Here is a 15,832-nt window from a genome sequence, read left to right as displayed (position 1 = left end):
AACAAATGTCCGCTGTATTCAAAAACGTCATTCGCGACCATAAGCTGTCGCACAAGCTGATTCCTGTGTTCAACGTCGCGCCCGATCTCGAGCTCGCGTGTTCGCGGGTAGCCGACTTTGTCGGTGAGCGCTTCCTCGGAGACAAGGGGCCGCTAGCAGCCGAAATGATCGAATCGGCATTGAGCAGCTTCAAGAGGGCGAAGCGCACGGGTGATCAGCACGTCGCATTCATGCAGGGACTGTTCGAACCCGCCAAGTCGCTCTACGCGCGCCGCTACGTCGCGCGTCGCGGCGAAAAGCTGATCGTCTGGTGTCCGATGCTGGAGTCGATCCCCGGCTTTGAGGAGCGGCATCCGAACTGCGAATTTGAGATGGTTGATGAGCGGTGCCCGGAACACATCACGGAGCGCACCGCAGCATTCCAACTGGCGTCACGCGTGCTGCAAGGCGAAGCGTTCCGTCGATACTTTGAGGAATACGATGTCGCTCACCGCTACGATCATAGCGAAGTTGTCGCGGGTTGATGTCGACATGGCGCGGCGTGCGCTTGATACCGCCAGCGCCTTCGACGAGCCCGGCGCCACGCCGCCCGAGCAGTTCACGTGGGGCGCGGGCGCGCGCTGCTACGCGCTTGCTTCGATCAGTCTGCATCGCCCGCAGCTTTTCTGGGGTGGCCTGCTGGCTACGGCCGCAATCCCCGTTTTACTCATCGTGAAGCTTCTGCACCATGGCTAGCCGTTTCGGTTCGCACCTCAAGGTCTGGTTCCTGCTGGTCCCGGTGCTCGCGATCGCCGTGATGCCGGCGATCCCTGACCGCACACTCTTCGAGATTCCCGACGCAGAAACTGAGTCGCTTGTCGCATCGGTCGGACAGGAGAGGGCTGACGCAGCCATCCGGTCCGCGAACGACCTGTTCCGGCGTTCGTTCGTCGACAACGGCATCGTGCACCGCACGCTCACCGCGTCTGGCAATGTCGGTGCCCTGAACGACGGCGGATTTTCCAGCTTCGCCCACACGTGGACGGAAAATTTCTGGTTGTTGGCCTACCGGATGATGTTCCGCGCGATGGTCATGAAGATGTGGATCGTCGGTACACTGCTGTTCGCGTTCGGCATGTTTATCGACGGAGCGGCGCGACGAAAGATCAAGGCTTCCGCCGCCGGTTTCGTCAGCCCGCTGTCTTTCCACCTGGCCGGTCATGGCCTGCTACTTGTAACAGGTACGCTGTTCGGCGTTCTCGTCGCGCCGGTTCCCGTGCTGGCCGGTTATTGGCTCGCGGTTGCTGCGCTCCTTGGCGCACTGCTCTGGAAGGCTGCAGAGTCATTCCAGTCATCCAGATAGAAGGGATGTTGTAATCTGATCCCCGGAAAGACATATAAATTTCCGGGGCTTTCCGCAGAAGTGGCCTTAACGCGTTTTAACGCGGACGCCGCGCCCCGCCGTTTTCTCTACCAAATCTCCCCCGATTCCTCCATCCGCACCTGTCGCGAGACGGGTGCCGACGCACCTTCAGGCGAGCGGCATGTGGCGAGATGGGATCGTATCCCAATCGCTAAAAGAAACTCGAAATAGTGCCTGTTTCGGGCGCTCCTGCATTCTCGCCGTCGCAACAATGACATTGTTGGGACACGTCTCTCGTGTGCCCGATTAACCAACGAAATGGAGAGGCACAAATGAGCGCTGTGGCAGAAACCGATCTGGAAAAAACGCTGGCTGTGAATTCCGCAGTTCCGCCCGACGCGCATGCAAGCGCGGATGTCGAAGGCCAAGCCGACGTCGAGCTGGAACTCAACCAGATGGAAGCGGACGCCGACCGCCTGCACAAGGAAGGCGTGATTTCCAGCGATGAGGCGAACCTCAAGCTCGCGGAGGTTGCGAAGACGCGCAAGCTGTTTCGTGATCTGCCAGCGAGCGATCGCATTGCCATCATCAAGCGCCGGCGTGAGATCGGCCGCCAGTTGATGGAGCGTCAACTCTCCGGCGCCGCGGTGGTGCCGGCCCACGTCCGTCTGAATCACACGCGTCTGAAGCCGTTGTTTGAACAATGGTGGCCGTACCTGAATCGCATGAGCGTCAACATGCAGCGCTTTGGCGATTCGACGTTCGGCGTGGAAGACAAAAAGTCCGTGAACAAGTTTTTCGACAAGCAGATCGACGCTATCGAGGCGCACGTCGAGGAAGTGACGCGCGTCACGGAAGGCTACCGTCAGCAGAAAGAGGCCGAGCTTCGCCAGGCTGGCGAGTTTGTTTTCGAGCCGTCGATCCCGATGCCCGCGCTCGATATGCAGGTGGAGGTGTATTCGCGCTTTTCGATGCGCGTGCTGACGGCCATCACGAAGTTTGACCGCGCGATGGATCACTTCGACTTCATGGTCTGGAACGGCATTCGGGACCAGTCGGATGTGGACGACGAAACGGTGCGCTTCCTGAAGAAGGTCAATCCGCTGGGCGTGCGCGGTTACATGACGCACCTGCGCCTGATGACGACGGTTCGCGGCCTTTAAGGAGGGCGGCATGCTGGACGAATTGAACCCCCAGCAGCGGGAAGTCGCCCAGTTGCGCCAAAACTGTGTGGCGATTGCGTGCCCCGGCGCGGGCAAGACAAAGACAATCGCCACCAAAGGCGCGCTCCTGCTGCAGGAGAACGCTTCAATGGTCGGGGCGGTGACCTTTTCCAAGGACGCGGCCATCGAACTTCGCGAGCGGATTCTCGCGGTCGCTGGAAAGGGCGTGAAAAAGCGCCTGATCGCGGGCACGTTCCACTCCCTCGCCTACAAGCAGCTTCAACGGCCCGGTGCGCGTCCGCTCGATATCGCGAGCGATGGCGACCGGCTCGGTTTGCTGATTCGGGTGATGCAGGATCTTGGTTTCGACGGGAAGGCAGAGGACGTCATCCCAACGATCGAAAAGATCAAAACCAATTTCGGCCAGTGCGACTCGAAAAGTGCAGACGGGCAGCTTTATCACGCCTATCAGGAAGCGCTCGCGCGAAACGGCAAGATCGATTTTCAGGACATGCTCCGGCTCGCGGTCGAGGGCATGCAAAACGGCACCATACTGCCTTACCCCTTCACCTACCTGCTCGTCGACGAGTTCCAGGACACCGATCCGCTGCAATACCGCTGGATTGAGCTTCATGCGAAAGCGGGGTCGATCGTCACGGTCGTTGGCGACGACGACCAGAGTATCTACGCGTTCCGCGAGGCGCTTGGCTACCGGGGCATGGAATCGTTCATCAAGGAGTTCGACGCGAAACCTGTCGTCCTCGGGAGCAACTATAGGTGCCGCTCCGAGATTCTGGCCGCCGCAGACCGTGTCATCCGCAACAATGTCGACCGGATCTCGAAAGTGCTGCGCGCGGAGAAGGGGCCCGGTGGCAGCGTGCTCGCGTCGAGGCATGCGGATGAGTATGTGGAGGCGACGTCAGCCGTTGAGGCGCTCGCGCCGTTGCTCGCCAAGGGCAAAAGCTGCGCGATCCTTGCGCGCACCAACCGTATCCTCGACCCGCTGGAAGCCGTCTGTCGGTCGCACGGCGTGAAGTACTACCGCGCGTCGGGCGCGTCCGTCCTGAGCCGCCCTGAGGGCGCGCTGATGTGCAATCTGCTTGAGATCGTCGAGCGCGTGAAGGAAACCGGCCTGGACGCCGTGCTGGCCCACATGGGCTTGAGTGCCGAGCAGCTGCGCTCGTTGCATGCAAGCATGGGAGCCGAACTGATCCAGAAGCCGCGCGCGGAACTGGTTGAGCTTGGCTTGCCGGAAGAAGTAGCGACCAATTACCGCGAATTCATGAAACGTCTTGCCGAGTGGCGCGGACTGTGCGACCGCAAGTTTTACTCGTTGGTGCTGGAAGGCGTGAACGAGTGGATGCTGAAGTATGCCAGGAAGGAAAGTGCGATTCGCACGATTCAGGCGACCTACGACGTCCTGACGCGGCTCACGGGCACGCTTGCAGACCGGCTGCTGTTCCTTCGACAGAACAACAATGAGCCGACGCCCGGCGCGCTCATCCTGACAACCATGCACAGCTCGAAAGGCCTCGAATGGGATCACGTGTGGATTGCGCGATCAGAGGAGAGCGTCGTGCCTGATGCAAAGTCAACGGAGCCGGAGGAGCGTCGCCTGTTCTATGTGGCCATGACGCGCGCGCGAGAGACGCTGATGATTTCCGGCACGTCGAAGAATTTCGCGTCGCGGTTTGTAACGGAAGCGCAGGTTGAGGCGCTTCAGCAGGCCGCATAGCGGTCGCGTTGAGCCGGCCCAAAGAAAGGGAGTCACCGATCGGTTGGCTCCCTTTTTCATTTGGCGAGCCGCAAAAAGAAAAAGCCCGCACTCGGCGGGCTGAATCCATGTCGGAGGAGACACAGAGGAGACGGGTTAAGTATAAACCCTACTGCGATCTATTGGAGGACAGGCGTTCCGGAAATTAGAGCATCTCGTGATGCAGGCTGACTTTAAGCTGGTAATGCGGGTCGCTCAACGGAACGTCGACGGTCTTGCCGTCGGCGACGTCGACCGCAATGTCCGATTGAGAGTATCCGCTGACATCGAGAACCTCCGAGACGCAGTCGGCCGTACCGATCTCGTGCTTGCCTGTGAGCACGGTGTCCATCGCGGAGATCATGAGATGCGCCTTGTCGCCGTCGAGCGTTACAGGTGTGACTGCCAGCGACCGGCCGACGAATGCAGTCTTGACGCGACGGTCGATCTGATTCGCCGTCCGGGTGCATTGCAGATATCCGACCTGTTGGCCGCGTTGTTTGAAAGCGGGTTGGGGTGGCATGCCGTCACCGCTCAGGGTATGGCGGGCGCCGTCGATCAACTTTCCGTCCTTGTACCACGAGACGTCCAGCACCTCGATGGTCGTCGCAGCATGCGCGCCGGCAATCAGTGCGCCGGCGACCGTGGTCGCGAAAAGGGTCTTGCGAAGGATGTTCATGGTTATCTTTGGTCAACGATGTGAAGGGCGATCCGGTCGGCAGCTTCAGTCAACTGCGTCGCGCTCGGTTCGGGTTTAATGTCGGGATGGTTCATCAGTTCTGCGCGCTCCCGTGCTCCGTGTCTGGCGAAGAATGTCCGTGGGAGCGAGAAGCGGTTGCGGTGGGGCGTGCCGTCGGGCATTGCATCACGGTTAACGAAGCGACCATCGCTAACCATGCAAAAGCAAAGGCCTTCGAACGCCGCTTCCTGTGCGGCGGATTCCCAGTCTCGCGCGGGAAAGGCAGGTCCGGAGGCCATGGATTTGACGGTCGAGATCAGGCCTTGACGCGTGCGAACTCGGTCACGTTCGAATCCGGTCGTTCCGTCGCCGATGGTGTCTCAACCTGCTGACCCTGGGCAGGCGTCGAAACTTCCGGCATATGGTCGCCTCCCGCGCTGATGGGCTCTGCCTCGATAGTCAGCATGCGCGGCACGCGCTTGAGCGCGCCGTTGAGCGCGGCATTCGGCCCGAGCCGGATCGTGCCACAGTACAGGATGTCGCCTGTCACCTGACCGTTGATCTCCAGCGAGCCGCGTGCATGAACGTTGCCGTCGACGCGGCCATCGATACGGACGTGCTCCCCCTGCGCCGTACCCTTGACGAGGCCACCGCTGCCCACGTGCAGGAGACCTTGCGTCGAGACGATGCCGCCATCGAGCAGACCGAAACAGCTGACGCCGTGATCAACAATCATGTCGCCCGTGATCGTGCAGCCGGGAGAGATAAGGGTGATGTTGAGTTCCGTTTTCATGTCAAGGGCGTCCTAGAACATTTGCACTTCAGCGGAGCCTGCGCGGTTCGCGGCTGCGGGCTTTGGTGCGGTGGTCGTTTCCGTGTCAGCAGCCTCGGGGCGCGGACGTGAGATATGCCGGTGTACCGGGTGCGTTGGCTTATCAGTTACAGCGGGTTGCGTTGCGATCGCTGGAGCCGGCGGCGCTACGGCGGCCGGCGGCGTCTGTTTCGTCTCGGCCTTTGCGCGCTCAGGCGCGGGAGCCGCCGGCGCCGGGACCGCGACTGTTGCAGTTGCCTGTTGCGACTGCGAAGTGGCGCTTGTTGAAGCAGCGGAAGCGGGCAAGTCGCGCCGGGTCGATTCCCGATGGATCGGGGACGCCGCGGCCCGTTGCGCTTCGGTGGTCATCGCTGGTGCGGCGGAAGGACCGTCGTCGCGAGGCGTTGTCTTCAACGAATTCCTGAACTGATCCGCCGTGAGACCCAGCGAACCTGCCGACGCGAAATCGCTTGCGCTCAGCGTCGGCGCTGCACTAACGGGATGCGCGGGCGTCGCGTCGATATCAGCAAAAGCGGGCGCTGGCTTCGCCTCGGCGGCGGGCGTCTTCGACGCTGTCTGTTTTTCAGGTTGAGCCACAACGACGGGATCGTGGTGGTTGGCGCGGTAACTGGTATAGAGCGATGCCGCGCCCATACCTGCCATGCCGAGAACTGCGGCCGCAGCCACAGCGATGGCTGCGCCGCGAGCAAGCGGACCCGCCTTTGCCCATTTCGCGCGCGCGAAGTGCTCTGGCGCTTGCCCGATTCGTGCAAGCGGAGATTGGCGCGCTCCTTCCGAATAGTCGCCCGGTGCGGGCAGCGCGGCGATCTGCCGGGGAAGGTCGATCACCATCGAGTCGGGCGCGAACTGCGCATGCAGACGCTGGATTTCTCGAATGTCCATTAAAGAACCTCTTCTCGTTGTCTGGATACAGCCTGACACGCGCCATGCAATGTCAAGCCGACGCGGCGGTCCGCTTAATGGGCCTCAGTTGCGTCGGGCAGGAGAACGCCTTCGGGCGCGTAGCGATCGTTATCCGGGATGCATAGGAAGGGAATCTGCTTGATCCGTGCTTCCGCGCTATCGAGCGCAGCTTTTCTCTCATGCATCATCAAAGTGCGCGCTACGAGCGCTTCCATTGTCTTAAGGAAGAGGTGGTCGTAGATCGTCAGCAGACGCACGAGGCGACCCGACATCGGATGCTTGATTTCAAGTGTCACGGTTTCCGGGTCCAGGCGGACGTTTCTGCCGTGCATGCGGTTCGCCCAGCCCAGGGCCTTGCGGAAGAAAGCTTCGGCGGTGCGGAACTCGGCTTCAAGCGCGACAAGCTTGCCGCCGCGCGCGATCGTCATTTTTGCGGCGCAGAAGTTGTAGTCCGACCTGACAAATTCCCGCGCGAATGCCGAGTAATAGTGCAACTCGGTTTTGGCCAGCGTCTCGGGATTGATGCGGGCGAGTCGATCATCGCTCGTGAGGCGCTTGATGGGACGAAGCCCTGTCGAGCCGTGATCTGAGGGCGCGGGGGGAATGAGTCGTTCTGGATCAGCCCCTTCGGGCTTTTCCGTGTCGAAGCCAGACATAACTGTTCTCGGAAGTATGTGTTCTCTCACACACATTCTCATCGAATCAGGTGTTGTCAAGCTCGCGAAAAGCTATATGAAATTTGTGAGCTTTAGCGCGCACGCGAGGGCAATTTGCCCTGAAACTTCAATCCATACCCCGCGTCTCTGACGCATCGACCTCGACTCCAAGCCCGGAGTCCATCTACTTTCTCCAAGTCGTGCTCCTGAGCATGCTCCGACCGGATAGCTCCCGGTGTGGAAATCTCCTTGTGCTGAGTCTGCCAGCTACTGACTCCCCTATTTCAGCTGTGATACTCGTACCCTGGCCTGCATTCATTTGCGCCGGTACATCGTTCGAACCCGGGTTTTCGGGTGTTCTCTCTCCAGAGCCTGATCTGGGTAGAACGATCGAAGTTGGCTGATCCGTGATTCCTGCGGCGGAATGTATTTTCCGAAAAGGGCTGTTGCGCGGCGTGACCATGCCGCGCGAGGACGACTTTACGTCCTCTGACAGAGCGCTCCGGCTTCCGGGCGCTCCCTGCTCGCCACGTCCCCAGAAGGGACGTGGCGCGTAGGTCTCACCTATGCTGATTTCACGAAGCTCGCTCCTCCCCGGAGCGGGCTTTTTTTTCGTCCATCGGTTCCGATGGGCTTTCTCAACTGGAGGTGTTTATGTTGTTACCCGACCGCCTCGATCAACGCATCGCCGAGGCCATCAAGCATCAACTGGACGACGAGCGAGGAGCTTCCGACACCACGTCAGAAGCGTGGCGCTCCCGCTGTGAGGCCGCGACGGTTGCGATGTTCAGCGACGCCGAGCGCTCCGTCTTTATCCACCATGTCAGCGAACGTCGAGGCAGCGCTGCGGCGCATGAGGTCGAATCTCAAGCCAAAACGCTACGGATGAACGCCATCTTTTTTCTCGCAAGGAAACCATCATGAACGCTGTCGTCCAGATGTTCGACACCATACCCCGCAGTCTCGTTGAAGAGCGCAGCATCAGGCCGCCGATCATCGGGAAGATCCGGCCCGGCATCAAGGTGTTGACACGCGCGATGCAGGGCAATCCGCAGGCTGTCGCGCTGTATAACGACATGGTCGCCGCCGGTGACTCGTACGAAACCATCGGCAAGGTGCTCGAATCGAAGCTCAACCTGCGCAATGCACTGATCCCTCGAAACGTCTCGCACTTCGTTTGCAGACGATCGGATTTCTCCAACCCGGAAACGGCGGATGAAATTCTGCGGCTGTACGGCGAAGACCGCGGCGACGGCATCAAACTGCATCGTTTCCCGGTCATGTTCGCGTTCGATGACTGGCTGCGTAACGTACCGAACCAGATGGCGGTGTACACAACGTCGAGCCGCCAGTTCTTCTCCGAGTACGGTCACGACGGAAAGCGCTACTGCAAGACCTACGCGCCGGCCGAGCGGGATGCAAGGGCGAAACGTGCCCGTCGCACCTTCGGCGGTCGTACTGTCATCCAACGTCAGGATAGCGACATACCCGACGGTATCTGCGATCCGCATGTCTGTCCGCAGTATCAGGACCGCAAATGCAATCTGACGGCCGCGTTCGTTTTCGCGATGCCTGACGTGAAGGGGCTCGGGTTGATCGAACTGCCGACGAACTCGATCTACGTGTTGCAGAAAGCGTACTCGGCGATGCAAACCGTTTCGCTCGCACGAGGCAGACTGACAGGCACGCGATTCTGGATATCGAAGAAGGAATTCGATATCACGCGGATCGATGACAACGGCCAGCCAGTCCGCCAAAAGCAGATGCTGACGGTACTGGATGCGGACATTGACCTCGGCGCGCTGCTGGATGCTGGCGACGAAACGCAACCGGCGATCGAAGCCGCGAGCCGCGCGGTAGCCCTGATCGAAACCGGCGGTTCTGTCGAAGTACTGACTGATCCCTTGGTTTTATCGGAAGAAGACCGTGCGGGCGTCGTCGAAGCGGGCGAGGGTGGTTCAGATGCAGGAATGCCTGACGAACCGGGCCCGGGGGAGTCTCTCGAAGACAAACGTCATCGCATGAGCGATCTGCTGAACCGGTTAGGTCTGAGTCAACCAGACCGTCAGCAAGAATTCCGCAGGTATGCGCATGTGAAGTTTGGCCGTGGCTGGGCAGAGCGGCCCGCAGATGTTGATCAGATGAACGCCCGTCTCGCGACGGCGCTCGATGATCGCACTGCGCTTGATGATGAGATCAAACAGGCCAACACCTTCGTGTAACACATAGCCAGCCCCTTCGTGGGCTGGCGTTTCCTTCCTCTCAGCGGCGAGAGAGCATTTCAGCAAGCAGGCTTGCTCAAATGTTTTCGACCGCGCGAACCAGCGCATCGAATCCTTCCGCTACGGCGGAACATCTATTTTTCTATCGCGCCCTGTGCGCTCATCAATCAAGGCTGCTTCGCTCGGAGCGGCCTTTTTCATTTCAAGGAGTCGACTTGAAAATCGCTCATTTTTCTGACCTGCATTACTCGCCGGAAAACCTCGATGAGGCAGACCGATGCTTTACCTACGCAGCACAGGATGCGATGAACCGTTGTATGGATGTCGCCGTAATCTCGGGTGACTCGACAGACCATCGGCTTGATGCTCACGCGCCGGCGCTTAACAGGCTGGCATGGAATATCAACCATCTCAGTCTCTCGATGCCAGTGCTGATGCTTCAGGGCACGTTCTCGCACGAGCCGCCAGGCACGTTGCGTAACTTCGCGCTGATGAGGCAGAAGCACCCCGTTTTCATCGCCGAACGTGTGCAACAGGTGAGCCTTTTCGAAGGGAATTTCTTCGCTTCGGCGGGACCGGTGTTCAACGAAGAGGAGTTGCGTAGCGTTTTGACATTCGGCGCAGATGTCGTGTTCACCTGTCTGCCCACGGTCAACAAAGGGCAACTGGCGGCCGCTGTCGGTGCGAAGGATGCGGCAACCGGTCTGGAGGCAGTGCTGGGTGACTATCTGACTGCCGCTGGACGGATCAATCAACGCCTTTCGGCGGCGGGCATCCGCACTGTCGGGGTGTCGCACGGCACGGTCAACGGTTGTACGACTGAGCATGGCGTGACGATGGCGGGATTCGATCACGAGTTTTCGCTCGGCGCGCTGTTTGACGCCAGATGTGACGCGTTTCTGCTCGGGCACATTCATAAGGCGCAGCAGTGGGAACGCGGTGGCCAGCTGGTCGGCTACGCCGGATCGATCGGACGATTTCATTACGGCGAGGAAGGCGACAAGGGATATCTGATGTGGGACGTTGAGGTGGGTGACGCGAGAGCGGAACTCATTCCGACGCCTTCACGACAGACAATCTGTGTGGACTTCGATGGTACGCCGGACATGGAGAAGCTTGCGGCGATCGCTGTGGATGCGAGCGACAAGTTCGTTCGTGTTCGTTGGCAGGTCGACGAAGAGCATCGTCAGTCGGTTGATCGTGATGCGATCGAAGCCCTCTTTGCGCAGGCGGCTGGATTGAAGGTTGAAGCGCGAATACTGCCGGTGGTGCGCTCGCGTTCGCAGGGAATCAGTCTCGAAACGACCGTAGATCGCAAGATCGAACGTTGGGCCGAGCACGCGAACGTGGACGCGGCGCCGCTGGTCGAGCGGTACCAACTTCTCGAATCGGGCTTCGTTGAAGCGATCGCGGCTGCCGTGCTTGCAGGCCTCGAGGTGGAGCCGGCAGCAGTCGCTACGGCGGATTCCTGTCCCGATCAGGCCGATTCGTTGGCTGATGCCACGACGCCTGTCGCAACGGTTGAAGTTGGAACCGGCACGCAGGCATCATGGCTCGACGGCGATCTGTTCGCAGCGTAACTCGCTGCCGCTGAGCGGGAGAGGCCAGTAAGGCTCTCCCGTGTTCGGACACAGCGTTGTTCCGATAGCTCCTGCAGCTATCGAAACAAGGTTCACCGCGTCATAGACGCATCGACGTAGTTGTTGTTTGACCTTTCTCAGCAGTTCAATTCATTTACCCTGGCGGGGAGCGATCCCTACCGGGCGCACTCCGTCCAATCACTCACGGAGTGCAATCATGTTTGGCCTTTACCCTGCCGGTTCCGAATGGGTCCGCACTTTCGCCATGGACGATCAGGACATGCGCGATATTCAACGGTCGCTCGTCGATCACGCAGGCTTTACCGCTGCGATTTTTCATCAACCCTTTGGGCAGCAACGCGGAGCCGTCATGGCGCAGTCTGGCCAGATCCTCGTGCTGTCGGAAACAACTCATGCTGCGCGGCAGATTGCCGTAACGCCGACTGTTCAGATGCAACACCTTCTCTGGTCGTACCGGGAAGGTTACGCAAAGCAGTGGTCGTCGATGGAGATCCGAAGCCTGACCGGCTATCGCGATTGGGACGAGCTGCTGACTCGCGCGCGACGCGAATTCAGCCGCGTATGCGACAAGGTTGCCGCTGCTGTCGAAGGAACGCTTCAGGTACCGGCCACGACAGAGGTGGTTGCCGTCGATCCGATGCGCGAGCCGTTTCCAAACGATGACGATGATGCGTTCTACGCACAGATGGCCGCGATCTCAGAGCAGGAGGCTGGATCATGCGCCCTCTGAAACTGACGCTGGAAGGCTTCTATGGGGTTCGCGATGGCATGAAGCGCGAAAGCATCACCCTTGACCTCGAAGCGCTGCCCGAAGGTCTCATTGCTCTCGTCGGACCCAATGGAGCGGGGAAGACGACCATCATCGACAACCTGCATCCTTATCCGATCATGCCTTCTCATGCGTCGACGCTGTCGGTGGATGCGTTCTCGTACTGGGATCACATCTGTGGCACCAGCGCGCTGAAGGAACTCGAGTGGGAGCACGACGGCATCCGCTACCGATCGACGTTCACTTTCCGGAAACCTGGCAAGACCGGGAAGGCGGAGTACTACCTCGCGTGGTATGGGTCTGACGGCACATGGCGACCGGTCACGTTGCCTGACGGTACAGTGTCGGATGGCAAGGCGGCGACGTACAACCGCTGTGTCGAAGCCATCAATGGCTCGCTGGAGACGTTCTTTACCAGTGTCTTTTCCGCGCAGAACCGGCGGCCGCTTGCGTCGTATGGCGCCGGCGAGATCAAGACGTTGCTGGCAGAGATGCTCGGCATCGAACACCTTAAGACGCTGTCGGCGAAAGCGGGCGACGTTGCGAGGATTCTGGGTCGTGCTCTCGACGAGATCCAATCGGAACTCGTCGCGCTCGCTGGAAAACGTCAGCGCAAGTCGGAATTGGAGCGCTCGGTACTGGCTCAGGGCGATGCTCTGCGCGAGGCCCGATCGCAACGTGACGCAATGCTTGAGGAAGCTGCGAAGCTGACTCAGGAACGCGCGACGTTCGCAGCGAAGGCGAGTGAGTCGGCCACGTCTGAAGCACGGCTTCGTGAGTTGGCCGTGCGTGGTGGAGAGCTGGTACGGACCGTGAAGGCTATGTCTGACGACGAGCAGGCTGCATCAGTTCGAAGTCAGCAACGCGTCACTGCCATCAACCGGACCATCGCGACGCATCAGGCGACATTAGCACGCAAGGAAGCGATTCTTGGCGCGGCGGCAAAACGTGACGAGGTGGAACTGGTGATCGGCCGTGAAGAGGCAAAGCTGGAGCCTCTACAGCGCCTGATCGCGGAGCTTGAAGCAAAGCAGGTATCACACGCTACGCTCAGTGCTGCGCTGTCGGGGCTGATGACGGAAGGCCAGACGAAAGCCGCTCACTTGGAAACGTTGAACCGGCAGGCCGCCGTTGTCGATCAGGTTCCCTGTGTCGGCAACGCAATGCATGCAGTCTGTCCGTTGCTCACGCAGGCGTTACAGGCGCGATCGCAGGCAGACTTGCAACGCGTGTCAGTGTCCGAACTTCGCACGAAATATCGCGAGAAGAAGGCGCAGGCGGATGAGCTTGCACCTGTCGTTGCCGAACTTGCCGCGAAGCGGGGCGAGTTGACTGCTGTCACGAACGCCTTAAGCGCGGCGCGCAAGACCTTGCAGGCTGCAACCGAACTTGCTGCGAGCAAGCCGCTTCTCGATGCGGCTATAGCGGGACTGGAGACTGCGAATGCGGAACTCAGGACGGTTGCTGAAGAGAGTACTGCGCGCACCGCCCGTTTCGAGTCCGAAAAGGCTCGCATGACGACGGAGATGACCAGAATCCACGAGGAATCGAAGCAGCTTGCAGCCGTCGACGTGACGGCTGCAATTGCAGAGACCGAACGGAAGCTGGTTGCAAACCGCGAGGCTGTTGCAGCACTGGATGGGAGGATCGAAGCATCGATCCGCTCTCAAACGGTTCTGCAGGCTGAATCGAATGGTCTGGACGTTGAGCTTGCCCGCTTCTCGGCTACGCAACTGCGTGCGGATCGTCTGTCCGACGAGATCGCTCAGTGGAAGCTGCTGGCGAAAGGGCTGGGTAACGACGGCGTGATTGCCCTGACCATCGACGACGCGGGACCCGCATTGACCGATACCGTCAACAGGCTGTTGCTGGCCTGTTATGGGATGCGGTTCACGGTGGAGATCCGCACGCAGCGCGCGCTGGCCAGTGGCGAAATGCGCGAGGGCTTTGAAATTCTCGTGCATGACGCTGAAGCCGACAGCACCAAGTCGGTGTCGGTGATGTCGGGAGGCCAGAAGGTCTGGATCAACGAGTGTCTGACGCGTGGTATCGCGTTGTACCTTGCCCAGAACACCGGGCAACCGTACCAGACGCTTTTCAGCGATGAGTCTGACGGCTCGCTCGACCCGCAACGCAAGATGCAGTTCATGCGGATGAAGCGCGAGGTGCTTCGACAGGGCGGGTATCAGCGGGAGTTCTTCATCTCGCAGACACCTGACCTTGTCGGGGAGGCCGATGCACTTATCGACGTCGAGGCGCTAGCAGCCTGAACGTTTTTTCTTTCAACCCTGTGGGGAACGCCCCCACAGGGGCGTTTTCTCGCCGATTTATCAACGAGGAACGCCATGTCTTTGATCCGTAGTTTCAACGTCCGTGCCGAAGCGGCAACGCTCTCGGTTCGTCCTTGCAATCCGCGCGTCGGCACCAATCACACCTACGTCCTGAACGGCACGCTCCTGCGTGACGTCCTGATCGACGGTAGGTGGGTGACGGTGCATGTGAGCGATCCCACTGAATCACGTTCTGCGTAAGCGGGGCCCTTCAATCTTTGAGCGACAACCATGCAAAACCTCATTTTTCTGCTGTTAGCGGCTGGCAGTTCGTCGTTGTGTGCCTGTACGAATCAACCGCAGGCGCACGCGACGAGCACGCGGTCCGTGATCGTGGTTCAGAGGCCCAAAGGCGAGCCTGGAGACTTCACGCTCTGTCCTGACGGCAGGGTGCCCGTCTTCCCGGCGAGTCATCCGAAGTCCTGTTCCTGATAGCTGTTTGCGAATGCCCCGGCGACCGATTTTCAGGCGTCGGGGCTTTCTTTTTTTTACCCTGCGGGAATGCGGTCCCGGAAGGGTCGCTCCGCATCTCTCTTTGTGGAGTATCTATGTTTGAAGCAGCCATTGTTGGATTCCGACCTGAGAAGTTCGACACCGAAGCCGCGGCGATGCAATACGTCGCAGGGCAGCCAACGTGTCCGAATGAAGTCCGACCGTGGGTGCGCAAGGTCAACCGGTTGGCGGGAGAGAAACATTTTCTTGTCATTGCAGGTAGGCCGACGCCCGATCGGGAGCACTCAATTTGAGCGCGAAGGTGCCGAGCTGGCTAGCGTCATATGCGAGCGGTCAGAGGCAGGGTTGGGCTCAGGCTGTCATGGCCTACGCCGATTACTACTGCGTCGACGGTAGCGCTGACGATGAGCCGGACGACATCGAGGAGCGCCTGGTCATGCACCGCGCGCCGATGGTTGGGTACGCGAGCCGGACGGGCACGCGTCGCAACCTCGAGGCGCTGGCGGAAGCCGGATGGCGCCTCCTGGTGTCTGCCAAGGGCGAGCATCGTACGGAAGGGATGCGTTATGCGATCGACAACGGCGCATGGACGGCATACCAGCGTGGTGAACCGTTCGATGAACCTGCCTTTCTGGATGTTGTGGAGAAGCTCGGGGAGCGCGCCGACTGGATTGTTTTGCCCGACATCGTTCAGGGTGGGTTGGCATCGCTCGATTTTTCGTTGCGTTGGAAGGAGCGTCTGTCAGGCATTCCTGCCCAGCTGCTCCTCGCGGTACAGAACGGGATGCAACTCGACGATGTCGCACCGTATCTGTCGCCCGTAGTCGGGATCTTCATCGGGGGTTCGACGGAGTGGAAGGAGGAGACGGCGGAAGCGTGGGGCTTGCTTGCACGCAGACGCAACTGCCACCTTCATGTTGGACGCGTTAATTCGGCGCGTCGCATTCACATCTGTGCTGCCGCCGGAGCGAACAGTTTCGATGGCAGCGGGCCGAGCCGCTATGCGAAGGCATTGCCCCGGCTTGATCGCGCAACACGCCAGCCTGACCTTTTTGCAGCTGCAAGTCTGTCTCTGGAAGACGCACGGTCGGCAAGTCTGAATTTGACCTTGTAAATCATTCACTTCCTA

17 protein-coding genes are annotated in these 15,832 nt (G+C 59.9%); 13 read left to right on the top strand and 4 right to left on the bottom strand.

Annotation, left to right across the window (positions count from 1 at the left end; translation table 11 throughout):
• Positions 1 to 5: 5 nt before the first annotated feature.
• The 5 genes from G3N95_RS14970 to G3N95_RS14950 all read left to right on the top strand — a co-directional run bounded on the left by G3N95_RS14970 (position 6) and on the right by G3N95_RS14950 (position 4,240).
• Positions 6 to 524, top strand: coding sequence for a hypothetical protein (locus G3N95_RS14970; RefSeq protein WP_205970861.1), 519 nt, complete (start codon positions 6 to 8; stop codon positions 522 to 524).
• Positions 481 to 735: a hypothetical protein gene (locus tag G3N95_RS14965; protein ID WP_241018544.1), complete on the top strand. Its 255-nt coding sequence runs from the start codon at positions 481 to 483 to the stop codon at positions 733 to 735. Before G3N95_RS14970 ends, G3N95_RS14965 begins: the two co-directional genes overlap by 44 nt.
• A complete protein-coding gene (locus G3N95_RS14960; RefSeq protein WP_205970860.1) occupies positions 728 to 1,342 on the top strand; it encodes a DUF4400 domain-containing protein in 615 nt (204 codons plus the stop codon). The genes G3N95_RS14965 and G3N95_RS14960 overlap by 8 nt, the downstream gene beginning before the upstream one ends.
• A 332-nt stretch (positions 1,343 to 1,674) precedes the next feature.
• Complete coding sequence (locus tag G3N95_RS14955; protein WP_205970859.1) at positions 1,675 to 2,505, top strand: ATPase; 831 nt, start codon at positions 1,675 to 1,677, stop codon at positions 2,503 to 2,505.
• A gap of 10 nt (positions 2,506 to 2,515) precedes the next feature.
• The gene (locus tag G3N95_RS14950) at positions 2,516 to 4,240 is read left to right on the top strand and encodes an ATP-dependent helicase (protein ID WP_205970858.1); all 1,725 of its coding nucleotides are present in this window, start codon (positions 2,516 to 2,518) and stop codon (positions 4,238 to 4,240) included.
• A 184-nt stretch (positions 4,241 to 4,424) separates the two neighbouring features.
• Here G3N95_RS14950 and G3N95_RS14945 read toward each other — a convergent pair whose 3' ends face one another.
• From G3N95_RS14945 to G3N95_RS14930, 4 genes are all read right to left on the bottom strand, one after another.
• Complete coding sequence (locus G3N95_RS14945; RefSeq protein ID WP_205970857.1) at positions 4,425 to 4,937, bottom strand: hypothetical protein; 513 nt, start codon at positions 4,935 to 4,937, stop codon at positions 4,425 to 4,427.
• 316 nt (positions 4,938 to 5,253) lie between these two features.
• Positions 5,254 to 5,730 (bottom strand): polymer-forming cytoskeletal protein, encoded by a 477-nt coding sequence (locus G3N95_RS14940; protein ID WP_205970856.1) that lies wholly within the window; start codon positions 5,728 to 5,730, stop codon positions 5,254 to 5,256.
• 12 nt (positions 5,731 to 5,742) lie between these two features.
• Entirely contained in the window at positions 5,743 to 6,651 is a 909-nt protein-coding gene (locus tag G3N95_RS14935) for a hypothetical protein (RefSeq protein WP_205970855.1), read from the bottom strand.
• Between the two features lie 74 nt (positions 6,652 to 6,725).
• Entirely contained in the window at positions 6,726 to 7,328 is a 603-nt protein-coding gene (locus tag G3N95_RS14930; protein ID WP_205970854.1) for a DUF1845 domain-containing protein, read from the bottom strand.
• Between the two features lie 657 nt (positions 7,329 to 7,985).
• Here G3N95_RS14930 and G3N95_RS14925 point away from each other — a divergent pair.
• From G3N95_RS14925 to G3N95_RS14890, 8 genes are all read left to right on the top strand, one after another.
• The gene (locus G3N95_RS14925; protein ID WP_205970993.1) at positions 7,986 to 8,252 is read left to right on the top strand and encodes a hypothetical protein; all 267 of its coding nucleotides are present in this window, start codon (positions 7,986 to 7,988) and stop codon (positions 8,250 to 8,252) included.
• Positions 8,249 to 9,550: a hypothetical protein gene (locus tag G3N95_RS14920; RefSeq protein ID WP_205970853.1), complete on the top strand. Its 1,302-nt coding sequence runs from the start codon at positions 8,249 to 8,251 to the stop codon at positions 9,548 to 9,550. Before G3N95_RS14925 ends, G3N95_RS14920 begins: the two co-directional genes overlap by 4 nt.
• 215 nt (positions 9,551 to 9,765) lie before the next feature.
• Positions 9,766 to 11,130, top strand: a complete 1,365-nt coding sequence (locus G3N95_RS14915) for a metallophosphatase family protein (RefSeq protein WP_205970852.1) — start codon at positions 9,766 to 9,768, stop codon at positions 11,128 to 11,130.
• A gap of 217 nt (positions 11,131 to 11,347) precedes the next feature.
• On the top strand, positions 11,348 to 11,881 hold the full coding sequence (locus G3N95_RS14910; protein ID WP_205970851.1) for a hypothetical protein: 534 nt from the start codon (positions 11,348 to 11,350) through the stop codon (positions 11,879 to 11,881).
• Positions 11,869 to 14,190 (top strand): SMC family ATPase, encoded by a 2,322-nt coding sequence (locus tag G3N95_RS14905; RefSeq protein ID WP_205970850.1) that lies wholly within the window; start codon positions 11,869 to 11,871, stop codon positions 14,188 to 14,190. Before G3N95_RS14910 ends, G3N95_RS14905 begins: the two co-directional genes overlap by 13 nt.
• Before the next feature lie 75 nt (positions 14,191 to 14,265).
• On the top strand, positions 14,266 to 14,451 hold the full coding sequence (locus tag G3N95_RS14900) for a hypothetical protein (RefSeq protein ID WP_205970849.1): 186 nt from the start codon (positions 14,266 to 14,268) through the stop codon (positions 14,449 to 14,451).
• A 347-nt stretch (positions 14,452 to 14,798) separates the two neighbouring features.
• Positions 14,799 to 14,996 carry a hypothetical protein gene (locus G3N95_RS14895; RefSeq protein ID WP_205970848.1) on the top strand — a complete coding sequence of 66 codons (198 nt, stop codon included), beginning with the start codon at positions 14,799 to 14,801 and terminating at the stop codon, positions 14,994 to 14,996.
• A gap of 68 nt (positions 14,997 to 15,064) precedes the next feature.
• The gene (locus G3N95_RS14890; RefSeq protein WP_241018543.1) at positions 15,065 to 15,817 is read left to right on the top strand and encodes a hypothetical protein; all 753 of its coding nucleotides are present in this window, start codon (positions 15,065 to 15,067) and stop codon (positions 15,815 to 15,817) included.
• Positions 15,818 to 15,832 lie beyond the last annotated feature (15 nt).

This window comes from Paraburkholderia sp. Tr-20389 (genome assembly GCF_017104565.1).
Taxonomy (GTDB): Bacteria; Pseudomonadota; Gammaproteobacteria; order Burkholderiales; family Burkholderiaceae; genus Paraburkholderia.
Note: the sequence above shows the minus strand (reverse complement) of the source record. Positions and strands in the feature narration are given on the sequence as shown.